Consider the following 22837-nt stretch of genomic DNA (forward strand, 5'->3'; position numbering starts at 1 on the left):
GCAACCGATCCTATGTCAGCGCCTTCGACACCGCACCCTTTATTCGAAACCTATGCCCGATTCGTGGAGTTGAACTTCAGTTCTCTGAAAAGCGAGCTGCCTGCGATCAGGGAGTACCTTGAACAGTTTCCCACTGCACTTCAGGCCGCAGAAAGCTATCGCGCGGTCCGCAGCTTTTTGAAATCCTATGCGGGCAATGAATCTACGTTCAATTCCTACCGCACACACGTTGAGCGTCTTCTGCTGTGGACCCTGCTCAAATCGAACGTTCCCCTGCTGGACATGCGCCGAACCCATGCCGAGGATTTCCTTGAGTTCTGCCTGGCACCCGATCCTTCTTGGATCGGCCCTGTCGTCAAATCCCGTTTTCTGCGCATTGGTGGTCGCAAGAAACTGGCGAGCGACAGTTGTGTATTGAACAGTGATTGGAAGCCTTTCAGTCAGTCCGCCTCCAAGGAAGAGCGGAAACGGGCAAAGGAAGAGAACCGCCCTCTCCTTCAGGAACACTACAAGCCGGCCCAAGGTTCGATCGCCCAGATTTTCGCGGTATGTGGCAGTTTTTTTCAGCACGCAATCGATGAGGGCTTCTGCGAGCACAACCCGTTCAGGGCGGTGAAACAGAAGAGCAAATACAAACAGCGCACCACGGGCGATCATGACACACGAATCCTGACGTCGCTGCAATGGGACTTCGTGCTGGAGACTGCCGAATTGTTGGCGGCGCAGAATGCCAAGTACGAGCGCACATTGTTCATTGTCGCAACGATTTTCGCCATGTACCTGCGCGTTTCCGATCTGGTGGGTCGGGAAAACTGGACGCCGAGCATGGGCGATATGCGCAAGGACGGCGCCGGTAACTGGTGGTATCACGTGGTGGGCAAAGGCAACAAGGCCGGGAAGATCAGTGTCCGGGATGACTATGTCGAGAATTACCTGAAGCGTTGGCGCCTGCACCAGGGGCTTTCTCCTCTGCCCGGGTTCAGGGAAACCACGCCGCTTATCGCTACTCAGCGTGGCCGTGCCGGGTTGTCCGACCGGCATATCAGGCTTTTGCTGCAGGAGGTTTTCGATCGCGCTCTGGAGCGTATGCAGGCCGAGAATTGGCCGGACGAAGATGTCGGTCGTTTGCGCGCCGCATCACTGCATTGGCTGCGACACACCTCGGCGACCTTTGACGCGCCCTACAGAGACATGAAGGACCTGCAGGTCGACTTGAGGCATAACAGCTTGAGCACTACGCAAAACGTGTACTACAACTCTGAGGACGAAAAACGCGCCTATTCGATCAAGCGTTTGCCGATGAAAGAGCGCACTTGATCTGATCGAAGCAGGTGAAGTTAACTTTTTATTTAGCTTGAAAAGGCTGTGTTGATCGTAGCCTGACCCTGGTGGTCAGGCGCTGCCCCGCGCAGTGGGCCTGATCGGAGCCTCGGTCCGGCCAACGGGCTTTTGCACCACGCTGCAGGTATGTATCTTGTGCATAGCCCATGCCCAAACGACATAACCTGCGGATTTTCTGCATGTTAGTCTCGCCGCTCATTTTGAATTGGCGTAGATCGTTATCACCGATGATGGCCAGAACCAGGAAACGCTATGTCCAGAATTTCGCATTTCGCGCTGCGCCGCAATTTCCGTGAGCTGCTGGCTTCCAACGCCTGCGTCGAAACCGCCTCCGTATTTGACCCCATGTCGGCGCGCATCGCGGCGGACCTTGGATTCGAAGTCGGCATTCTTGGAGGCTCGGTTGCATCGCTGCAGGTTCTGGCAGCCCCGGACTTCGCCTTGATTACCCTGAGCGAGTTTGTTGAACAGGCCACGCGTATTGGCCGCGTCGCACAACTTCCCTTCATCGCTGACGCCGACCATGGTTACGGTAATGCGCTTAATGTCATGCGTACCGTTGAGGAACTGGAGCGCGCCGGTGTTGCTGCGCTGACCATCGAAGATACGCTGTTGCCGGCTCAGTTCGGTCGCAAATCCACGGACCTGATCAGCATTGAAGAAGGCATCGGCAAGGTCAAGGCTGCGCTGGAAGCCCGTGTCGATTCCGAGCTGTCGATCATCGCCCGTACCAACGCTGGTGTGTTGCCCGTGGAAGACATCATCGAGCGTACCCAGGCCTATGAAAAAGCGGGCGCAGACGGTATCTGCATGGTCGGAATCAAGGATTTCGATCACCTCGAGCAGATTTCCGAAAAGCTCAGCGTACCGTTGATGCTGGTGACTTACGGCAACCCCAAGCTCAATGACAGTCAGCGCCTGGCGAAACTCGGCGTGCGCGTCATCGTTGCGGGTCACGCCGCTTACTTTGCGTCTATCAAGGCTACATACGACAGTCTGCGCGCTCAGCGTAAAGTGACGCACAGTACGGATAACCTGAGTGCGACTGAGCTGACCCACACCTATACGTTGCCGGAAAGCTATGTGGCCTGGGCAAAAGAGTTCATGGACGTCAAGGAGTGACCCGTCTGCTCTGAGCTGCCCGGCGAACGCTACGGGTAAATGGCAGACCATAAAAAACCCGCCGAAGCGGGTTCTTTTCCATCAAGACCATTCCAACATCCTGTCAGTAGCCTCCTGGCGAATGGTAGATCATCCGTGATCTCTAAAGCACTTCCTGTGCTTCAGTTGATGGATCCAATTTAAGGTTTTGCCGTTGGCATGTATATGGTCGGTTTGCTGAACCGTGTGTAAGCGATTGGCTATAACCGCGTAGGCGCACGGCGTCATCGAATGTGGCCGCAACCTGAGTGCCGCGCTCGAGGTCCTGGGCGTGCGCGTAGTACAGCTCGCCCAATTCCAGCACGGCGGACGCAAGATTCGAAGGCGGCAAACGCAGATAGTGGTTCGGGACCGGCAAAACCTGCAGCGGCACCTTGTCGCCATGAGCGCCTTGGAGCAGATAGTCATCGCCCTCGCCCACTTCACGCAGGAAGGCCTGGGGATCGCCCACGGTCCAGGCGTTACGCGAAGGCAGGCTGGAAAAAGTACTGGCGGAATATTCCGAGCATCGGGCGCGCTATGATGCTCTGGCCTTCGGGCCGCAATGCCACACCGAAACTGCGTGTGTTGATCGACTACATCAAGGACCGCATCGCCACAGTGCCACAGCCGGGTATCCGTTTTGAACAAAAGGCATGAGGCGGGAACTGATGCGCGCGCGCCACTGTGCTTTATCATGGGCACTTTCACCCCGGCGTCCTCTGACGCGCACGCCGCCCAGTCCTCTAGAACAGAGATTCCCATGTCCAGCCAAGACCTCAGCTTCATTCCCGATCCCGATGCGGATTCCATTTCTTCCGACGTCGCCAGCTTCGGCGGCATCACGGTGTCCACGCAGGTCCCGACCCGGGCCGATGGCAGCCTCGAACTGGGCAGCATTACCGCACAAAGCGAGTGCACGCTTGAGGCACTCAAGGTCGCACTGGAACGTGCCGGCAGTTCCATGGACCGGGTCATGCACCTGACCATCTACCTGACCGACATGGCCGACCGCGCGGCCTTCAATGACGTGTACCAGCGCTTCTTTGCCAAACCCTGGCCAGTGCGCGCAGCAGTTGGCGTAGCTGCACTGGCCGTCGAAGGCATGCGCGTGGAAGTCACTGCGATGGCGGCCAGGGCCTAACGCGTAAGCCAGCTCTGCTCTTGCCGAGAACAATAGCTATGGGGATGGGGTGGCTTATCCCCATGCAAGAATGACCCATTGCCAATGAGGGCATGTTTGCCGCCATCGGGCAGCCCACGGATGCCCCTCGGACGTTTCGCCGCTACAATGCGCGCCTTGACCGTGACGATCCGACTAAAAAAACATGTCCCTACCCAAGCATCACCTGGAATTGCTCAGCCCTGCCCGCGATGTCGCCATCGCTCGCGAGGCTATTTTGCACGGCGCTGACGCCATCTATATCGGCGGTCCGAGCTTCGGCGCGCGTCATAACGCCAGCAATGAGGTGAGCGATATCGCTGATCTGGTGGAATTCGCTCATCGCTATCATGCGCGGGTGCTTACCACCATCAATACCATCCTCCACGACAATGAGCTGGAGCCAGCGCGAGCGCTTATCCATCAGTTATATGACGCCGGCGTCGACGCGCTGATCGTCCAGGACCTGGGCGTGATGGAGCTGGATATTCCGCCCATTGAGCTGCATGCCAGCACCCAGACCGACATTCGCACGCTGGCGCGGGCCAAATTCCTCGATCAGGCCGGCTTCTCGCAACTGGTGCTAGCCCGCGAGCTGAACCTGCAAGAGATACGCGCCATCGCCGATGAAACCGATGCGGCGATCGAGTTTTTCATCCATGGCGCGCTGTGCGTTGCCTTTTCCGGTCAGTGCAACATTTCCCACGCCCAGAACGGCCGTAGCGCCAACCGTGGGGATTGCTCCCAGGCCTGCCGCCTGCCGTACACCTTGAAAGACGATCAGGGTCGCGTGGTGGCATTCGAAAAACACCTGCTGTCGATGAAGGACAACAACCAGAGCGCCAACATCCGCGCCCTGGTCGAAGCTGGTGTGCGCTCGTTCAAGATCGAGGGCCGCTACAAGGACATGGGCTATGTGAAGAACATCACCGCCTACTATCGTCAGCGTCTGGACGATGTGCTCGAAGACCGCCCGGATCTGGCCCGCGCTTCCAGTGGTCGCACGGCGCATTTCTTCCTGCCGGACCCGGAGAAGACATTCCACCGCGGCAGCACTGACTATTTCGTCACCGACCGCAAGATCGACATCGGTGCGTTCGACACGCCTACCTTCACCGGACTGCCGGTGGGCGTCGTGGAGAAAGTCGGCAAGCGTGACCTGCAGGTGGTTACTCACGACCCGCTGACCAATGGTGACGGCCTCAACGTGCAGATCAAGCGCGAGGTCGTCGGTTTCCGCGCAAACATTGCCGAACTCAAAAGCGAGTTCGAAGAAGATGGCCAGAAGCGCTACCGCTATCGCGTCGAACCCAACGAGATGCCAGCCGACTTGCATAAGGTTCGCCCAGCCATCCGCTCAATCGCAACCTCGACCACAATTGGCAGCAGGCCCTGCAGAAGACGTCTGCCGAGCGCCGGATTGGCCTGTCATGGCAGGCTCGGCTGCGTGAAGAACGTCTGGAGTTGGTTGCCATCAGCGAAGAAGGCATCAGCGCCAGCGCGGTAATGGAAGGCCCGTTCGGTGTAGCGAACAAGCCCGAGCAGGCACTGGAGCAACTGCGCGACCTGCTCTGTCAACTGGGCACCACCCAGTACCATGCGACTGACGTCAAACTGGATGCGCCGCAGGCGTATTTCATTCCGAACTCGCAGCTTAAAGCCGTGCGGCGCGAAGTCATCGACGCCCTGACCGCTGCCCGGGTTGCCGCTCATCCACGGGGCGGGCGCAAAGCTGAAACCAGCCCGCCGCCGGTTTACCCGGATTCACACCTTTCCTTCCTGGCCAACGTCTACAACCAGAAAGCTCGCGACTTCTACCATCGCCACGGGGTCAAGCTGATCGATGCGGCGTACGAAGCCCACGAAGAGGCCGGCGAAGTGCCGGTGATGATTACCAAGCATTGCCTGCGGTTCTCGTTCAACCTGTGCCCGAAACAGGCCAAAGGTGTTACAGGAGTAAAAACCAAGGTCGCGCCGATGCAGCTGATTCACGGCGACGAGGTGCTTACCCTGAAATTCGATTGCAAGCCGTGCGAGATGCACATCATTGGCAAAATGAAAGGCCACATCCTTAACTCGCCTCAGCCCGGCAGCGTGCCGGTGGTGGGTCACATCAGCCCGGCCGATTTGCTGAAAACCATATCCCGCGCTCCACACTGAGCCCCTACCGAGCGCGTCGTCATGGCGCGCTCAGCGGCGCGCCAGTTCGTGGCGCGTGCATCCTTCGTAATACACCTGCCTCACGCCTTCGGGTCGCAGTCGTGACGGGCTGTCATAGGTCTGTTCTGTGATCCCCAACGCGCTCATGCGCATCCACTGTTGGGGAAAGTGCCGTGCCTGCAGCTTCTTGCGTGCTCCATAGAGTGTCAGCCCCGAGAGTTTGTACTGCTGCGCGGTGTTGGCAATACCTGCGCCCCAAGTGCATAGCTCGCGCTCTTTCTTGCTAAGATCCCTCGCTAATGCGGAGCCCACGAAACCTGTAAAGATGAAAAGCGCTAGAACAAACTTGATAGTCGGCATGAAGTTTCAAGGCTAACGTATTGAACAAGCGCGGATTCTGCCGATAGCGGGAGTGTTCAGGGGCCAGCAAAATGCCTCCTTTCGCCAACAGCCGACCAATGACAGGTCTTGCACGTGAAAACCAGGCAGGCAAAATCATCATTGAGCCACCAAAGCCCGCGCCGCCTGCTACCTTGTAAAGGTGACAGGTGAACCTTATCGACTGCTGACCGGTCGATAGATGCACCTCTGGTCAGGCCCCCGATTACCCTTGCGGTGAATCGATCTGACCAGCTTTATTTTCAGAAGGACCGTCCATGATTCCAATTCAACGTATCGCCTGGCTCAAAGCATGGGGAGCCCATGGTTTCACGGCCACTGGCGTCGTCCTCGCGTTTCTCGCCACCATCGCCCTGTTCGACAACCAGCCCAAGGCCTGCCTGTTGTGGCTGGGTATTGCCCTGATCGTGGATGGGCTGGACGGTTCACTGGCGCGCAAGCTCAATGTGCAATCGGTACTGCCGCATTTCGACGGCTCGGTACTGGACCTGGTGATCGATTATCTGACGTATGTGTTCATCCCTGCGCTGTTCATTTACCGCTACATTCCTCTGCCCGACTACACCCTGCTTCTGACGATTTCGGTCATTCTGGTGTCGTCGCTGTTCTGCTTCTGCAATACCGAAATGAAAAGCAAGGACAACTATTTTCAGGGCTTCCCGGCGGCATGGAATGTGGTGGCGTTGTGTATCTACATCCTGTCCCCTGCGCCGTGGCTGACGTTCATTACGGTGATCTGCCTGGCACTTTTGACCGTGACCCGGATGAAATTCCTCCATCCGTTTCGTGTGCGCCGTTTCATGCCGATCAATATCGCCGTCACCAGCGTATGGTTCCTGTGCAGCTTCCTGCTGGTGATCAATCATCCGTACAACGGCTCGTGGGTTCTGACCCTGTGGCTGTTGATGTCAGCGTACTTCCTGGGTATCTGTATCTGGCGCACGTCGCTTGAGTGGATCGACAAGGCGCGTTATTAAACTGATGGCCTCATAAAACAAAAAAAGCAGCCGAGGCTGCTTTTTTTGTGTCCGCACACTTTGACTGTGCGCGCGTTACATCAGGTCGTATACCCCAAAGGCAGCTGCGTAGTGGACTTGATCTGCTCCATGGCGAAACTCGAACTCATGTCGGTAATACCCGACAGCTGAATCAGCTTTTTGTACACCGTGTCGTAGCCGGCAATGTCTGGTACGACGATACGTAACATGTAATCCGTATCGCCCGCCATCCGATAGCATTCGACCACTTCCGGCAGCGTAGCAATCAGTTCGTGAAAACGGCCCAGCCAGTCGGCGTTGTGCTGGTTGGTACGAATGGCCGCGAATACCGTCACTGCGACGTTCAACTGGGCGGGGTCCAGCAGCGCCACTCGGCTGCGAATCATGCCCTGCTCTTCAAGCTTCTGAACCCGGCGCCAGCACGCGGTGCTGCCAAGCCCGATGCTATCGGCTATTTCTGCAATGGGGCGGGTACAGTCGGTCTGCAAGATGCCGAGAATCGCCTGATCGAATTTGTCCATCTGAGGATGCCGTCTTTAAGGGGTGGTTATGACTGATGGTGATAACGATAAGCCAATATGAGCGGATGCTGGAAAGATATTCCTGGAATCCAGGTCCTTGTAGAAAATAAATCTAATACGCAGACGAAATAGCGTCCAGTAATCAATTTTTTTTCACATGCGCGCTAGTAGTATTTTCTGCATTACGGACAGCGCGGATTTCTCTTCCCATGAGCACACTTCCTTGTTACTTGGATTACGCGGCGACAACGCCTGTTGATGATCGCGTCATTCAGGCGATGGTCACCTGTCTTGGCCGCGAAGGCACCTTCGGTAACCCGGCCTCCAATTCCCACGCCTATGGCAATCTGGCGCGTCAGGCGGTAGAGCTGGCGCGGCGGCAGGTCGCTGAATTGGTGGGCGCCTCGGCAGACTCGCTGATCTGGACCTCCGGTGCCACCGAATCCAATAACCTGGCCATCAAAGGCATCGCGCAGAGCGCACAGGGCGCACGCCGTCACCTGATCACCAGCCGTATAGAACACAAGGCAGTCATCGACACCGTGCGCCAGTTGGAGCAAGCAGGTTTTCCGGTCACCTGGCTTGATCCGGACAGTGATGGCTTGATCCAGCCCGAGGCGGTACGCCAAGCGCTGCGGGACGACACGTTGCTGGTGTCGCTGATGCTGGTCAACAACGAACTGGGTACGCTCACCGACATCGCTGCCATTGGCAAAATGGTGCGTGAGCACGGCGCGCTCTTGCATGTCGATGCGGCGCAGGGGGCTGGCAAGGTCGCCATTGACCTGAATGCGCTGCCTGTGGACCTGATGTCTTTTTCCGCCCACAAAATCTATGGCCCCAAAGGCATTGGCGCGCTGTATGTCGGCGAGCGCGCTCGGCCGTGGCTCGCCGCGCAGATTCACGGTGGCGGGCATGAGCAGGGTTTCCGCTCAGGCACCCTGGCGACCCACCAGATAGTTGGCATGGGCGCTGCCTATGCGTTAGCGGCGGCAGAAATCGAGGAAGAAGTGCAGCGCATCAGTTTACTGTCCGATCAACTGCGTGACGGGCTGCTGCAATTGCCGGGGGTGCTTCTTAATGGTGATCCGCAACAGCGTGTTCCGCATACGCTGAACATCTGCGTCGACAAGCCAGGCTTTAACGCCATGAGCCTGTCCAGCGAACTGGCGGTTTCCTCGACATCCGCCTGCAATTCAGCCAGCAGCGGTGCATCCCATGTACTGCTCGCTATGGGATTGACACCTGCGCTGGCGGGCAGCAGTTTGCGCCTGAGCCTGGGACGTTACACCCAGGCGACGGATATCGAGACGGCCATTGCGGTTATCGCAGCCCGGCTCCACAGCCCGTCCACCACGTTCTGGTGAGTGCAGGGAAAGCAGCCTTCCCACGGTGCTTTCCCATAAGAACGCTCGTGATATTCAGCCACTGTCTCTGGCACAATCGCCGCTGGTTTTTTCGAGACAGTCACGAGCATGGATTTGAACAGCGTTTATCAGCGCCTGAACACCGGCAGTAAAAAGTGGAGCCACTACCCCAACGACGTGTTGCCGATGTGGGTGGCGGACATGGACTTTCCGGTGGCCGAGCCGATCCTGCAGGCACTCAAAGGCCGTCTGGAACATCCACTGCTCGGCTATTCGGTGGCGCAGGACGCGTTGCGCCAAACACTGGTAACGCATCTGGCCAATCACTACGACTGGCACATCCTGCCTGAAGACCTGGTGTTCCTGCCCGGTGTCGAGCCCGGGGTCAACATGGCCTTGAATACTCTGGCGCCCAGCGGCAGCGGCGTACTGGTGCAGACCCCCAACTACGCGCCGTTACTGAGTGCGCCAGCAAACTGGAAGCTACCGCGTGTCGATCTGCCTTTTCGTGCCGACGCCAACGGTCAGTACCCCACTGATCTGGCGGCGCTGTACAAGGCCCTGCCAAGCGTCGGTTCGTTGCTGCTGAGCAACCCGCACAACCCGCTGGGCAAAGTCTTCGACCGCGAGGAACTGCGTGCCATCGGCGATGCCTGTGTGCAACATGATGTACTGATCATTTCCGATGAAATCCATGCCGATATCCTGTTCGACGGTCGTCGTCACACGCCAATCGCCGCACTTGATCCCGAAATCGCTGCCCGCTGCGTCACCCTGATGTCCGCCAGCAAGGCATGGAACATCGCGGGGATGAAAACCGCTTTTGCGGTGATCCAGAATGCCGAATTGCGCGAACGCTTTAACGAAGGGCGAATGGGGCTGGTCGACAGCGTCAACGTCCTTGGACTGGAGGCGACCCAGGCGGCATACCGTCACGGCGCACCATGGTTAGCCCACGTGAACGCGTATCTGCAGGACAATCGCGATTATCTGGCCGATGCCATAAAGACGCGCTTCCCTGGTATCCACATGAACCTGCCGCAGAGCACTTATCTGGCCTGGCTGGACTGCTCCGCGCTGGACATCGAGCACCCGCAGCGGTTCTTTCTCACTCAAGCCAAAGTAGCGCTCAGCGAAGGTCTGGAGTTCGGCGATAACTGCGGCCAGTTCGTACGCCTGAATTTCGGCTGCCCACGGCCGATGCTCGAAGAAGCGCTGTTGCGCATGGAGCGAAGTCTGCAGCAGCTACGTGACCGCTGACTCGCACCCGGCCGATGAAAACCCTTGTGAAGCCATCGAGCGCGGCAGCCACCCTGCCCGCTCGACTTTTACGCCTCAGTAACCCAGCGAAAGCCCGGTACTGCGACGAGGGTCATTGGCCCCGTAGAAACGGTTATTGCCAACCGGTTTGCCGCCCAGTGAAGGCGCGCCCACTAGAATGGCAGCCAGATGATTGGCGTCCTGTGGCCCGGCGAACGTGTGGCCCCAGCTCTCGAGAATCTTCTGGGTGTCAGGACTGACCGCAAAATTCTCAAGGTTGGTGGTTTCCGGCATCCATTGCTGGTGGAAACGAGGGGCATCGACCGCTTCCTGAATGTTCATGCCGTAGTCGATGACGTTGAGCATGGTCAGCAGGGTCGCGGTGATGATCCTGCTACCACCCGGTGTGCCCACGACCATGACGGCTTTGCCATCCTTGGTGACGATGGTCGGGCTCATCGAAGACAGCGGCGTCTTGCCCGGCGCGATGGCATTGGCTTCGCCCTGGATCAGGCCGTACATGTTCGGCACACCGACCTTGGAGGTGAAGTCGTCCATTTCGTCGTTGAGGATCACCCCGGTCTTGCTCGCCATAACACCGGCACCGAACCAGTCGTTGAGCGTGTAGGTGACCGACACTGCGTTCCCCCATTTGTCGACGATCGAATAGTGCGTGGTGTTGTTGCCTTCGTGTGGCGCCACGCCCGGCTTGATCTCTTGCGAGATGCCCGCCTTCTGGGGCTCGATGGCAGCGCGCAGCTTGGCGGCGTAGTCACGATTGAGCAGATGGTCGATGGGGTTTTTCACAAAATCCGGGTCGCCAAGGTAACTGTTGCGATCGACGTAGGCGTGACGCATGGCCTCGATCTGGTAGTGCAGACCCTGAGCCGAGTGGTAGCCCAGCTCCTTCATCGGATAGCCTTCGAGGATGTTCATGATTTCGCAGATCACCACTCCGCCCGAGCTTGGAGGCGGCGCGGAAACCACGTGGTAGCCGCGGTAGTCACACTCGATGGGTGCCAGCTCACGGGTCTTGTACCTGTCCAGATCGGCCTGGACGAGAATGCCCTTGCCCGCCTGACTGGAGTCGACGATCGCCTTGGCGACCCAGCCCTTGTAGAAACCGTCGGTGCCTTTGGCCGAAATTTCCTCAAGGGTTTTTGCCAGGTCCTTCTGCACCAGCTTGTCACCCACCTGCAGCGGCTCGCCCTTGTTCAGAAAGATCGTGCCCAGGTCTTTTGCATCAGCCTTGAACTCGTCGGTGGCGGTGTGCAGCAGATCGACATCACCCTGCTCCAGCGCAAACCCTTCATCAGCCAGCTTGATTGCCGGGGCGATGACCTCTTGGCGCTTCTTGGTGCCGTATTTGCTCAGCGCCAGCTCCATACCCGAAACCGTACCCGGCACGCCAACGGCCAGATGGCCTTTGGAACTCAGGTCGGGAACGACGTTGCCGCTCTTATCCAGGTACATGTTAGCGGTGGCAGCCTGTGGCGCTTTTTCGCGGAAATCGAGAAACGTCTTGCGTCCGTCTGCCAACTGGATGGTCATGAAACCGCCACCCCCGAGGTTGCCTGCGGCCGGGTATACCACTGCCAGCGCATAGCCCACAGCTACGGCGGCATCCACTGCGTTGCCACCTGATTTCAGAACGTCCACACCCACGTGTGTGGCCAGATGCTGCGCGGTGACCACCATGCCGTTTTCAGCGGCCACCGGCGCCACGGAAGCTGCATAGGAAGAGGAAAAAACAAGGGTGAGCGTCGTCGCAATCAGCGACTTGGCCAAGGGTTCATGCTTCATGTGTCGACTCTCTTTGTTCTTTTGAGTGGGGAACAGCATTGACAGGGCGAGACTCGATGGGTGGACATCCTTTTGTGCTTCGCCCGGCATCCTTGCAACTGCAGATGCACATTTGTTTGAGCACGCTGGACAGCGGCAGCGCGGCCTGTGACGGTCAAGCACTGCCGGGACAAAATAGCCCCTTGCGCAAAAGTTACCTAGCGCCAATGACAGGTTATTTCAGATAAATCCCCGATTTTACTGGGACGTGCGTCCCACAGCGCATAGGCAGACCTTTCCTTCAAAGCGCATATCCGCGTAACCTCGGGTCTGCGCGCGGACACCGATGACCTGTCCGGTGAGTGCCTCGGCGCGCTGCCATTGAATGTCATTGATCCACCTATAAGGCCCTGCCTGGTGAAAATCCTCCCGTTCGCAGTACACCCGAGCTGATGGCCAGAACCTTTCGTTCACTGGCCGTCTACAACTTCCGGATCTGGTCCATCGGCGCGATCGTATCCAACATCGGCACCTGGATGCAGCGCACGGCGCAGGACTGGCTGGTGCTCACTCAGCTTACCGAACAGAACGCCACGGCACTTGGCATCGTCATGGCCCTGCAGTTCGGGCCCATGCTTTTGCTGCTGCCGTTGAGCGGTGTCGCGGCAGACCATATGGATCGGCGCAAACTGCTGATCGGGACGCAATTGGCGTTCGCTGCTTCGTCCCTGGGATTGGGCCTGCTGACGATCACCGGGCATGTGCAGTTGTGGCATGTGTACTTCTTCGCGCTGGTCTCGGGTTGTGTGGCAGCTATAGACGCCCCGGCCAGACAGACCTTCGCTTCCGATCTGGTCGATGAGTCCCATCTGAGCAACGCCGTGGCCCTCAACTCGCTGTCGTTCAACGCTGCGAGGATGATTGGCCCGGCGGTTTCCGGCTTATTGATTCCGTTGGTGGGCAACGGCTGGGTGTTCCTGCTCAACGTACTGGCCTTCGCCTTGATGATCGGCTCGCTGTGCAGCCTGCGTACCGCTGAGTTACACGTGCGCGAGCGCCCTCCCAGGGCTCGTGGGCAGATGGCAGAAGGGTTTCGCTACGTATGGGGCCGGCCCGATCTCAAGGCAATCATGTTGATGCTGTTTCTGGTCGGTACCTTTGGCCTGAACTTCCCGATCTACATCTCAACCATGGCGGTGACGGTTTTCAGCGCGGACGCGGCTCACTACGGCTTGCTGACCTCGCTCATGGCCGTTGGCTCGGTGACTGGCGCCCTGCTTTCAGCCCGTCGGGCGCATCCGACGCCGCTGCTGATATTGCGCGCCTGCACACTGTTTGGCGGGTGTTTTCTGGTGGCTGCAATGATGACCAACTTCTGGGCATTTGGCCTGTTGTTGTTCGTGCTGGGGATTTCGGCGCAAACCTTCACCACATCGACCAACAGCATGGTGCAGCTGTCGACCGAACCGCTTATGCGCGGCCGGGTCATGGCGATTTTACTGGCGACGACGCTGGGAGGAACGCCAGTCGGCGCGCCAATCGTGGGCTGGGTCGCCGACCTGTTCGGCCCTCGCTGGGCCATGGCGATCGGCGCCGCTTCGGGGTTATGTGCAGCACTGGTGTGGTTCCGCCACCTGCGGGCTGCGAAGAAAGCCGCCGCGGCCTGAGTCAGAACACAATCACCCTGTAGAAGCGAATTCATTCTGGGCGGCACTCCGACGAGACGGCGGCATGGGTGCCACATCTCCATTGTCTGCCAGCCCTTTCGCGAATGAATTCGCTCCCCACAGAGGCGCTGCCAACTCCGGGCCTTCCTTCAAGATGCAACACGCAACACGCAACACGCAACACGCAACCTGCAGGAGCAGCTTGCAGCCTCACCGGCTTCCAAAAGGACCGTGCGGCTCGGCAGACTGTGGGTAATGAAGGCTTCAACGCCTGTTAGAACCAACGGTCGTTACGTTTGCGGCCGCGAGTGAGCGCCGGCAGGACCAGCCCCAGCAACAGGCCCCCACCGGCGATGCTGCCGCCGTAAACCATGTAGCGCATCAGCACCTGGTTGTTCTCGTCACCCAGCTTGGCCTGAGTCGAGCGCAATTCCGATTGCGCATCGGTCAATTGACCATTGAGGTCCTTGGTGCGGGCTTCCAGCTCATCCACCAGTTTCTTGCGCGAATCCAGCGTCTCCTGCATGCCCTGAACCTTGGTTTTCCAGTCGTCGTCGATGCTTTTCAGCTTTGCGCTGAGGTCAGCGACCTCCTGCGTCAGTTGCGGCAAGCGCTCGGTCTGGCCCGGCACTTCCTGCAGGTCACTGGATGGAATCCACACCGTATCCCCGGAATTGCCGCGCACCTGGCTATAGTCGCCCTGGGTGCTCACCAGGTCGACCTTCTGCCCGGATTTGAGCGTGCCGACTATGCGATAACCGTCGGTGGGGCCGCTGCGAACATAGGTGCTTAAGGTATCGCTGACCCAACGATCCTTGGCCTCGGCCTGGACTTCACCTGCTACGCCAACGGTCAACATGACTCCCAGCAAGCCGGCACTGAGCAAACGGCGTCGAGCGCCCGGCAGCAGAGAGGTGTGAGAACTGGAAATTGACACTGGACGAGATAGAGACATGAGGAATCTTCGACAAATGAAAAAGAAAGGCCGGATGGACGGGCCGCATGCGATGGATAAAAGGCTGACCAGCAGCCACGCGCAAAACGCTGAAGCTACAGGAAGAATGCAACTGCGCGCGGAGTCTGCAGCCAGACTCGAAAACCTGAATGCACCGACGCCTCGTGACCCGGTGCACGACGCGCGCAGTGGTCAACAGACCGTGCAAATCGAATCAGGTTCACTACCGGGAGGTGACGTTCGTCTGGGAGGGAATGTAGCAAAGGCGCTTTTTTGCAAGATGGGATGGAGCTCGAAAGCCATGGGGCAGGCATCTATTCAGTGCCTGCCCCACTCCCGCTGTTTAATCCACGGGTGATTGAAGGATCAAGCTTCCTGGTCCCTGACCGGCTTGAGAATCACTACCCCCAAAGGTGGCAGATTCAACGCAAGGGACATCGCTTGGCCATGACTTTTCTCGTTTTGGGCCACTACACCGCCGCCATTGCCTACGTTGGAACCGGCGTACGCCTCGGCGTCGGAGTTGAGCACCTCGGCCCACTTGCCGCCAAATGGCACGCCGACGCGATAGTCCTGGCGAGGCACCGGTGTCAGGTTGGCGACCACCAGCAGTGGTTCGCCATCCTTGCTCCAGCGCAGGTAGGCGTAGACGCTATTGCCCGCGTCATTACCGATCACCCACTGGAAGCCCTGCGGTTGGCAATCCTGTTCGTGCAGCGCTTTTTCCCTGCGATACAACCGGTTGAGTTCGCCCACCAATTTGTGTACGCCCTTGTGGTCACCGTATGCCTTGTTGTTGTCAACGCCGAGGAAATGCCAGTCCAACTCGGTGTCGTGGTTCCACTCGCGCCACTGCCCGAATTCGCAGCCCATGAACAACAGCTTCTTGCCCGGATGCGTCCACATGAAGGTGAGGTAGGCCCGCAGGTTGGCGAATTTCTGCCAACGGTCGCCGGGCATCTTGTCGATCAGCGAGTGTTTGCCGTGCACCACTTCGTCGTGGGAGATCGGCAGGATGAAACGCTCGGACCACGCATACACCAGCCCGAAGCTGAGCTTGTCATGGTGATGCTGACGATGAATCGGGTCCTGCTCGACGTACTCCAAGGTGTCGTGCATCCAGCCCATGTTCCACTTATACGAGAAGCCCAGGCCGCCTTCCTGCGTCGGTCGCGTGACGCCCGGCCAGGAAGTGGATTCCTCGGCGATCACTAGCGCACCGGGGGCTTCCAGGGCAACCACCTCGTTGAGGTGGCGCAGAAAGTCGATCGCTTCCAGGTTCTCCCGACCGCCATAGCGATTTGGCACCCACTCCCCGGCTTTGCGCGAATAGTCGCGGTATAGCATCGAGGCCACGGCATCCACGCGCAAACCATCGATGTGAAAGTTCTTCAGCCAGTGCAGCCCGGACGCGATCATGAATCCATGGACCTCGGTGCGGCCCAGGTTATAGATCAGCGTGTTCCAGTCCTGGTGAAAGCCCTCGTGAGGGTTGCCATATTCATACAGCGCTGTGCCGTCGAACTGCGCCAGACCGTGGGTGTCGGTCGGGAAATGCGCAGGCACCCAGTCGAGGATGACACCGATATCGGCACGGTGACAGGCATCCACGAAGGCTGCGAAATCCTCAGGCGTGCCATAACGAGCACTCGGTGCGAACTGCGAAAGCAGCTGGTAACCCCACGAGCCTCCGAACGGGTGCTCCATGATTGGCATCAATTCGATATGGGTAAAGCCCAGATCCTTGATATACGGAATCAGCTTTTCTGCCAGCTCGTGCCAGTTGTACGGGCGATCCGGCTCATCTTCACCGCCGTGGTGCCACTGCCACGAGCCGACGTGCAGTTCGTAGATCGACAGCGGTTGGTGAATGTCGTGCTTGTCACCACGGCCCTGCATCCATTCGCCATCCTGCCACTCGAAGCTCAGCGGCTTGGCGACTTTCGATGCGGTCGCCGGGGGCAGCTGGGTGGCCAGCGCCATCGGGTCAGCCTTGAGCGGCAAAATGCCGTGCTGCCCGAGGATTTCGTATTTGTAGGCCTCACCGGGTGCCAGACGCGGAATGAAGATCTCCCACACGCCGGAGGGATAACGCACACGCATCGGGTGACGCCGGCCGTCCCAGCTGTTGAAATCGCCGACCACCGAAACCCGGCGCGCATTGGGTGCCCAGACCGAGAAACGCACGCCATCGACGCCGTCCACGTTCTTGACCTGTGCGCCAAAGGCCGCGCTCAGATCGCGGTGGTTGCCCTCAGCGAACAGATAAAGGTCCATTTCGCCCAGCAACTGTCCGAAACTGTACGGGTCTTCGGTGATCTGCTCGCCGGTGGCCCACTGAATTTTCAGCAGGTAGGGTTCGCGCACGGGAAAGTGGCCGGCGAAAAAGCCCGGTTTGTCAGTCATTCCCAGCTCGCCCAGGTCACGCTCACCGTCGCGAGACAGCACACGCACGCTCAGGGCATTGGGCAGATAGGCGCGAATTACCTGGCCATCCTTACCATCGCTGTGGGGGCCAAGCATGGAGAACGGGTCGCGATGTTCGGCGCGGATCAACGCGTCCATATCGCTGGCGCCGGGCAACAACTGGTGGTTACCTTTGCCGAATTGGTCAGACGCACTCATTTTATTCTCCATCAGACAAGTCCAGCAGCCCGCGCAGACCTTGAAGCGGAACCGACAACCATGTCGGACGATTCTCGGCCTCGTAGGCCACTTCATAAGCGGCTTTTTCCAGGGTGAACAGCGCCAGCGCGGCCGCCTCTCCCTTGCTCTCTTTCCAGGCATGGGCAACGCCGACGGTTGCTGCTTTGTAGCCGTCGAGGAATGCTTCACGGGCCTGCTTCAAATACGTTTCGGCAACGCGTGTACGCGCCGCTGTGGTCGCAGCCGAGGTGTCAGCGCTATGGGCGTTTCGTACCGCCATGGCGGCAGCGTAGTCGAAAGAGCGCAACACGCCGCTGACGTCTTTGAACGGGCTGTACTTGGCCCGGCGTTCCTGCAGTGGACGCGCCGGTTCACCCTCGAAGTCGATCAGATACGCATCCCCTTTGACCACCAGCATTTGCCCCAGGTGCAAGTCTCCGTGTACCCGCATGCGCAAGCCGCCAACCGACTGTTTGGCCAGGATTTGCACCTGGGCCAGCAGCGCTTTGCGTTGGCTCAGCAATTCACTGACCAACTGCTGATCGCCCGGTTCCAGTGTATTGCGATGTTGCTCGAGCAAATCCAGTGCCCGGTCGATCTGGGCACCCACACTCCTGGCTGAAGCTTGGCTATCCTTGACGCTGGTGACTTCGGTCTTGAAGTCCGGGTTATCGGTCGGCTTGCTGAGCACCACATGCATCTCACCCAGGCGCTGACCGAGCAGGCCGGCAAAATCCTTGAGTTCAAGCAAAGCGTTGGCGTGTTGTTCCAGATTCGATGAACCCCGCGCCATTTCATCGCGCACCGCACGCTCAAGGTTGTTCTGCGTCCACTCCCAGGCATCGCCCTGATTGCTCAGATAACCCTGGGCGATCATCAACAGGTTGCTTTCGCCCTGATGGTCGACACGCACCACTGCACCCAGCAGCGGTGATATATGCTCGTAACCGGCCTCGGTCAGATAGGCGCCCATCTCCAGTTCAGGATGGGTCCCGGCCGCTACCCGCCGGATCATCTTCAGCACCAGAGCGTTGCCAACCACCACCGAGCTGTTGGATTGCTCTGCAGACAGGTAACGCACCGGGGACTCATCGTTGAATCCCAGCGCAGCCAGCTTCGACGTTTGCTGGAAACGCAACTCGCCGTCGGTGGTGGAAAGCACGGTTTGATCCTGCATACCTTTGATCACCGATCGAATGAAAGGCTCCAGGGTAAACGCATCAGTGATCAGGCCGACCTGACGCCCCCGCCGCACTCGGGCCAGGGCCAGTTGCTGCGGCAAGGCGCTGTTGAAATCGTCTTCGGCAAGGAACCCGAACGGTAGTTGATAACGCGCCACGTCGGTTCCGGAAGTGACCTCGATCTCACTGAGCAGTACCGGACGCTGCTCGCTGCCAAAGCGCACGGCATAGGCGATGTTCACCTTGTCGATGGCCGTACCCTTGCCCGCGAACCAGCGGCGCTTGGGCAGGTAGACCGACAGCGAGGTCTGCTCCATGGTCTTGCGTAACGGCTCCTCGAGAAGCTCTTCCATGCGTTTCTTGAGGACCAGGGTTGGGAAGTCCGGCATGCTTTCGGCCGGTTCGACGTGCCAGCTGGGCATTTGATTCTCCGCGGCCAGCAGGAACCAGTAGAAGCCGTAAGGCGGCAACGTCAGCAGGTAATTGAGCTGGCCGATAGGTGGAAAGGCACTGCCGCCGAGCATTTCTACCGGCACGGTACCGGCATATGGGGACAGTTCGAGTTCAGCTGCCTGGGACGCGGCGGAAACGTTGGCAACGCACAAAATTATTTCAGTCTTGCCGTCCGCCCCGGTGTATTCGCGGGTATAGGCCAGGATCCGCCGATTGCTCGGGGAAAGCATTTTCAGGGTGCCGCGTCCGAACGCCTTTTGCTGCTTGCGCACGGAAAGCATGCGCCGGGTCCAGTTCAGCAGGGAATGCGGGTCATGGTCCTGAGCTTCGACGTTGACCGACTGATAGCCATACAGCGGGTCCATGATCGGAGGCAGCACCAGGCTTGCCGGGTTGGCCCTGGAGAAGCCACCGTTACGGTCTATCGACCACTGCATGGGCGTGCGCACACCATCCCTGTCGCCGAGGTAGATGTTGTCGCCCATGCCGATTTCGTCGCCGTAATACAGGGTCGGCGTGCCTGGCATGGACAGCAGCATGCTGTTGAGCAGCTCTACCCTGCGTCGGTCGCGCTCCAGCAACGGTGCCAGACGGCGGCGGATGCCCAGATTGATCCGGGCGCGGCGGTCAGAGGCGTAGTAATTCCAGAGATAGTCGCGCTCACGATCAGTGACCATCTCCAGGGTCAGCTCATCGTGGTTACGCAGAAAAATAGCCCATTGGCAGTTTTCCGGAATTTCCGGGGTCTGGCGCAGGATGTCGGTAATCGGGAAGCGGTCTTCCTGGGCAACGGCCATGTACATGCGCGGCATCAGCGGAAAGTGAAACGCCATGTGGCATTCGTCACCGTCCTTGCCCTTGCGCTCGCCAAAATACAGCTGCGTGTCTTCGGGCCACTGATTAGCCTCAGCCAGCAGCATGCGGTCAGGGTAATTAGCGTCGATTTCGGCACGAATCTGCTTGAGCACGTTGTGCGTCTCTTGCAGGTTTTCGTTATTGGTGCCATCACGCTCGATCAAGTAAGGAATCGCGTCCAGCCGCAGGCCGTCGATGCCCATGTCCAGCCAGTAGCGCATGACTTCAAGGACCGCCTTCATCACCTGCGGGTTGTCGAAGTTCAGGTCCGGCTGGTGCGAGTAGAAACGGTGCCAGAAGTACTGGCCGGCCACCGGGTCCCAGGTCCAGTTGGATTTCTCGGTGTCGAGAAAGATGATCCGCGTGCCGTCGTACTTCTGGTCATCATCGGACCAGACGTAGAAGTCGCGGGCCTTGGAGCCTTTCTTTGCCTGACGCGCACGCTGAAACCAAGGGTGCTGGTCCGAAGTGTGGTTAATGACCAGTTCGGTGATCACTCGCAGTCCACGCTTGTGCGCTTCTGCGATGAATTTTTTGGCATCGGACATATTGCCGTAATCGCTGTGTACCCCGCGATAGTCCGAAATGTCGTAACCGTCGTCGCGGCGCGGCGAAGGATAGAACGGAAGCAGCCAGATAGTGTTGACGCCAAGCTCGGCAATGTAGTCCAGCTTGGCGATGAGGCCAGGGAAATCGCCGATGCCATCGTCGTTGGAGTCGAAGAACGATTTCACGTGAACCTGGTAAATCACCGCGTCCTTGTACCAGAGCGGGTCTTCGATAAAGGCAGCATTCCGGGGTTTCTTCGCCATCACCACATCCTTTTAATTATTGATTGGTGGCCTTGATGCGCCAGATGCCAAACGGCTGGTAGGACGGGTCGATGCGCATGAACTGCGTCTTGCCGTACCAGGTCCAGCTGTGCCCGGTCATCAAGTCTTCACCCAGTGTTGCGGCGTCGTCGGACAGGCCCATTTCCCACAGCGGCAATTCAAAATGCGCTTCCTGGACATTGTGCGGGTCGAGACTGACTGCGATCAGCACAAAGTTGCTGCCGTCGGCGCTGCGCTTGCCGAAATACAGGATGTTGTCATTCCAAGCGGTGTAGACGCGCAGGCCCAAGTGACTTTGCAGCGCCGGATTCTGACGACGAATGCGGTTGAGCTGAGCGATTTCGGCAATGATGTTGCCTGGCGCGGTGTAGTCACGAGGGCGGATTTCGTATTTTTCCGAATCCAGGTACTCCTCTTTACCCGGCACCGGCGCTGACTCGCACAACTCGAACCCCGAATACATACCCCACAGACCTGAGCCCATGGTCGCCAGCGCTGCACGAATCAGGAAGCCTGGGCGACCTGAGTCATGAAGGAAGCGCGGGTTGATGTCCGGCGTGTTGACGAAAAAGTTCGGCCTGTAGCATTCACGCCACGGCGACTCGTTGAGTTCGGTGAAGTACTGGCTCAGTTCGGCCTTGGTGTTGCGCCAGGTGAAGTAGGTGTAGCTCTGCGAGTAACCGACCTTGCCCAGACGCGCCATCATCGCAGGCTTGGTAAAGGCTTCAGCGAGAAACATCACTTCAGGGTGCTGCGCCCGAATGTCAGCGATCATCCACTGCCAGAACGGCAGGGGCTTGGTATGCGGATTATCGACGCGGAAGATCTTCACCCCTTCCTTGACCCAGCCCAGCACGACGTCACGCAGCTCCAGCCACAGGCTTGGAATGGCATCCGGTGCATAGAAGTCAACGTTGACGATGTCCTGATATTTCTTTGGCGGGTTCTCGGCGTAACGGATGGTGCCGTCGGGACGCCAGGAGAACCAGCCCGGATGCTCCTTGAGCCACAGGTGGTCTTGCGAACACTGAATGGCGAAGTCCAGCGCGATTTCCAGACCGTGCTCGGCTGCGGCCGCCACCAGTTTGCGGAAGTCTTCACGGGTGCCGAGCTGCGGATGAATGGCGTCGTGGCCGCCGTCGGCGCTGCCGATGGCGTATGGGCTGCCCGGATCGTCTGGACCGGCTTTAAGCGAATTGTTCGGGCCTTTGCGGTGAGCACGGCCAATCGGATGAATCGGCGGGAAGTACAGGACGTCGAAGCCCATGTCGCGAATCATTGGCAGGCGGCTGTGCACGTCGTTGAAGGTGCCGTGGCGGCTTTTTTCGTCAGTGATCGAGCGTGGGAACAGCTCGTACCAGCTGGCGAACTGGGCCAGCTCGCGCTCAACGTCCAACGGGAAGTCAAGGCTGCGGCTGAGAAAGGCATGATTATCAGCCTTGGCCATGATCGCTTTGGTTTCACTGTGCAGCAGCAATGCCACCTGCGCTTCGTGTTCGGTGTTTTCGCCGAAACGCTTCAACAGACTGTCCAGTTGCCCGCGCAGCTCATGCTGGCTGCGCTCTGCAGCGTGTTGCAGATGCAGGCGCCCTTCTTCCAGCTCCAGGTCGATGGAGACGCCAGCGGCATATTTCTTTTCCAGCTCGTAGCGGTAGCTGCCGAATTGGTCGATCCAGGCTTCAAGCCGGAACACATAGCGGCTCACCGACGTCGGGGTGAACTCACCGACCCAGCTGTCATTGCCCAGCTCGCGCATGGGCGCCTGCTGCCACTGCTGCTCATCGGCTGCGCGATAGCGAATGAGTACCGATATTTTGTCGTGGCCGTCAGCGAAAACCTTGCTGGTGACAGCCACCGCCTGGCCGACGGTGGCCTTGGCCGCAAGCTGCCCGGAGTCGATCACCGGCGTGGTTTCTTCCATGACAATCCGCGGCAGTTGCAAGGCTTGGGTCAGGGATAAAGGCTGGGTTGGGTGTGGAACATCGGTGGCCAGGGAATCAGGGCCGTATGGCTGATCAGCAGTCACATTCATCGAGCATCACTCCTCACGCCCCCGGGGACGCTCCTTGTAGCTAGTCCGTAATGGTCCATCGGGTCGGTATTCTCCATAAAACAGC

At 58.7% G+C, this 22837-nt stretch carries 16 protein-coding genes and 1 pseudogene; 9 read left to right on the forward strand and 8 right to left on the reverse strand.

The window, feature by feature from the left end:
* Positions 1-12 precede the first annotated feature (12 nt).
* Complete coding sequence (locus EC915_RS03930) at positions 13-1317, forward strand: site-specific integrase (protein WP_133749190.1); 1305 nt, start codon at positions 13-15, stop codon at positions 1315-1317.
* Positions 1318-1593: 276 nt separating this feature from the next.
* Entirely contained in the window at positions 1594-2463 is an 870-nt protein-coding gene (locus EC915_RS03935) for an oxaloacetate decarboxylase (RefSeq protein WP_133749191.1), read from the forward strand.
* A 142-nt stretch (positions 2464-2605) separates the two neighbouring features.
* On the opposite strand, the gene EC915_RS03940 is transcribed toward EC915_RS03935, so the two are convergent.
* Positions 2606-2953: a hypothetical protein gene (locus EC915_RS03940; protein ID WP_133749192.1), complete on the reverse strand. Its 348-nt coding sequence runs from the start codon at positions 2951-2953 to the stop codon at positions 2606-2608.
* 291 nt (positions 2954-3244) lie between these two features.
* Between EC915_RS03940 and EC915_RS03945 the strand changes: the two genes are divergently transcribed.
* Positions 3245-3625 carry a RidA family protein gene (locus EC915_RS03945; protein ID WP_133749193.1) on the forward strand — a complete coding sequence of 127 codons (381 nt, stop codon included), beginning with the start codon at positions 3245-3247 and terminating at the stop codon, positions 3623-3625.
* A gap of 184 nt (positions 3626-3809) precedes the next feature.
* Positions 3810-5803, forward strand: a pseudogene (locus EC915_RS03950) (U32 family peptidase).
* A gap of 30 nt (positions 5804-5833) precedes the next feature.
* On the opposite strand, the gene EC915_RS03955 reads toward EC915_RS03950, so the two are convergent.
* Positions 5834-6163 (reverse strand): hypothetical protein, encoded by a 330-nt coding sequence (locus tag EC915_RS03955; RefSeq protein WP_133749194.1) that lies wholly within the window; start codon positions 6161-6163, stop codon positions 5834-5836.
* Between the two features lie 296 nt (positions 6164-6459).
* On the opposite strand from EC915_RS03955, the gene pcsA reads away from it, so the two are divergent.
* On the forward strand, positions 6460-7179 hold the full coding sequence (gene pcsA / locus EC915_RS03960) for a phosphatidylcholine synthase (RefSeq protein WP_133749195.1): 720 nt from the start codon (positions 6460-6462) through the stop codon (positions 7177-7179).
* A gap of 80 nt (positions 7180-7259) precedes the next feature.
* Here the strand turns inward: pcsA and EC915_RS03965 are convergent, their stop codons facing one another.
* Positions 7260-7721 carry an Lrp/AsnC family transcriptional regulator gene (locus EC915_RS03965; RefSeq protein WP_133749196.1) on the reverse strand — a complete coding sequence of 154 codons (462 nt, stop codon included), beginning with the start codon at positions 7719-7721 and terminating at the stop codon, positions 7260-7262.
* A 209-nt stretch (positions 7722-7930) separates the two neighbouring features.
* Here EC915_RS03965 and EC915_RS03970 point away from each other — a divergent pair, with 209 nt between their 5' ends.
* Entirely contained in the window at positions 7931-9088 is a 1158-nt protein-coding gene (locus tag EC915_RS03970; RefSeq protein WP_133749197.1) for a cysteine desulfurase family protein, read from the forward strand.
* Between the two features lie 108 nt (positions 9089-9196).
* A complete protein-coding gene (locus EC915_RS03975) occupies positions 9197-10348 on the forward strand; it encodes a MalY/PatB family protein (protein ID WP_133749198.1) in 1152 nt (383 codons plus the stop codon).
* 75 nt (positions 10349-10423) lie between these two features.
* Here the strand turns inward: EC915_RS03975 and ggt are convergent, their stop codons facing one another.
* Positions 10424-12151, reverse strand: a complete 1728-nt coding sequence (gene ggt / locus EC915_RS03980) for a gamma-glutamyltransferase (RefSeq protein WP_133749199.1) — start codon at positions 12149-12151, stop codon at positions 10424-10426.
* A gap of 431 nt (positions 12152-12582) precedes the next feature.
* On the opposite strand from ggt, the gene EC915_RS03985 reads away from it, so the two are divergent.
* The gene (locus tag EC915_RS03985) at positions 12583-13797 is read left to right on the forward strand and encodes an MFS transporter (RefSeq protein WP_133749200.1); all 1215 of its coding nucleotides are present in this window, start codon (positions 12583-12585) and stop codon (positions 13795-13797) included.
* 274 nt (positions 13798-14071) lie between these two features.
* Here the strand turns inward: EC915_RS03985 and EC915_RS03990 are convergent, their stop codons facing one another.
* Complete coding sequence (locus EC915_RS03990; RefSeq protein ID WP_133749201.1) at positions 14072-14752, reverse strand: TIGR04211 family SH3 domain-containing protein; 681 nt, start codon at positions 14750-14752, stop codon at positions 14072-14074.
* A 16-nt stretch (positions 14753-14768) separates the two neighbouring features.
* Between EC915_RS03990 and EC915_RS03995 the strand changes: the two genes are divergently transcribed.
* Positions 14769-15110, forward strand: a complete 342-nt coding sequence (locus tag EC915_RS03995) for a hypothetical protein (RefSeq protein ID WP_133749202.1) — start codon at positions 14769-14771, stop codon at positions 15108-15110.
* An 8-nt stretch (positions 15111-15118) separates the two neighbouring features.
* On the opposite strand, the gene glgB is transcribed toward EC915_RS03995, so the two are convergent.
* Genes glgB through EC915_RS04010 form a run of 3 tightly spaced genes read right to left on the reverse strand, consistent with a single transcriptional unit; the run spans position 15119 to position 22752 of the window.
* A complete protein-coding gene (glgB, locus tag EC915_RS04000) occupies positions 15119-17377 on the reverse strand; it encodes a 1,4-alpha-glucan branching protein GlgB (RefSeq protein WP_133749203.1) in 2259 nt (752 codons plus the stop codon).
* A gap of 1 nt (position 17378) precedes the next feature.
* Entirely contained in the window at positions 17379-20699 is a 3321-nt protein-coding gene (treS, locus tag EC915_RS04005) for a maltose alpha-D-glucosyltransferase (protein ID WP_133749204.1), read from the reverse strand.
* A 16-nt stretch (positions 20700-20715) separates the two neighbouring features.
* Positions 20716-22752: an alpha-1,4-glucan--maltose-1-phosphate maltosyltransferase gene (locus EC915_RS04010; RefSeq protein ID WP_133749205.1), complete on the reverse strand. Its 2037-nt coding sequence runs from the start codon at positions 22750-22752 to the stop codon at positions 20716-20718.
* Between the last annotated feature and the right edge of the window lie 85 nt (positions 22753-22837).

It is taken from the genome of Pseudomonas sp. LP_7_YM (genome assembly GCF_004364435.1).
Classification (GTDB): domain Bacteria; phylum Pseudomonadota; class Gammaproteobacteria; order Pseudomonadales; family Pseudomonadaceae; genus Aquipseudomonas.

Excerpts from the sequence above, each read along its gene's own strand:
- EC915_RS04010 (WP_133749205.1), bottom strand. The coding sequence starts at position 22,752 with ATGAATGTGACTGCTGATCAGCCATACGGCCCTGATTCCCTGGCCACC.
- ggt (WP_133749199.1), bottom strand. The coding sequence starts at position 12,151 with ATGAAGCATGAACCCTTGGCCAAGTCGCTGATTGCGACGACGCTCACC.
- pcsA (WP_133749195.1), top strand. The coding sequence starts at position 6,460 with ATGATTCCAATTCAACGTATCGCCTGGCTCAAAGCATGGGGAGCCCAT.
- EC915_RS03995 (WP_133749202.1), top strand. The coding sequence starts at position 14,769 with ATGAAAAAGAAAGGCCGGATGGACGGGCCGCATGCGATGGATAAAAGG.
- glgB (WP_133749203.1), bottom strand. The coding sequence starts at position 17,377 with ATGAGTGCGTCTGACCAATTCGGCAAAGGTAACCACCAGTTGTTGCCC.
- EC915_RS03930 (WP_133749190.1), top strand. The coding sequence starts at position 13 with ATGTCAGCGCCTTCGACACCGCACCCTTTATTCGAAACCTATGCCCGA.
- treS (WP_133749204.1), bottom strand. The coding sequence starts at position 20,699 with ATGGCGAAGAAACCCCGGAATGCTGCCTTTATCGAAGACCCGCTCTGG.
- EC915_RS03985 (WP_133749200.1), top strand. The coding sequence starts at position 12,583 with ATGGCCAGAACCTTTCGTTCACTGGCCGTCTACAACTTCCGGATCTGG.
- EC915_RS03970 (WP_133749197.1), top strand. The coding sequence starts at position 7,931 with ATGAGCACACTTCCTTGTTACTTGGATTACGCGGCGACAACGCCTGTT.
- EC915_RS03945 (WP_133749193.1), top strand. The coding sequence starts at position 3,245 with ATGTCCAGCCAAGACCTCAGCTTCATTCCCGATCCCGATGCGGATTCC.
- EC915_RS03965 (WP_133749196.1), bottom strand. The coding sequence starts at position 7,721 with ATGGACAAATTCGATCAGGCGATTCTCGGCATCTTGCAGACCGACTGT.
- EC915_RS03935 (WP_133749191.1), top strand. The coding sequence starts at position 1,594 with ATGTCCAGAATTTCGCATTTCGCGCTGCGCCGCAATTTCCGTGAGCTG.
- EC915_RS03990 (WP_133749201.1), bottom strand. The coding sequence starts at position 14,752 with ATGTCTCTATCTCGTCCAGTGTCAATTTCCAGTTCTCACACCTCTCTG.
- EC915_RS03955 (WP_133749194.1), bottom strand. The coding sequence starts at position 6,163 with ATGCCGACTATCAAGTTTGTTCTAGCGCTTTTCATCTTTACAGGTTTC.
- EC915_RS03975 (WP_133749198.1), top strand. The coding sequence starts at position 9,197 with ATGGATTTGAACAGCGTTTATCAGCGCCTGAACACCGGCAGTAAAAAG.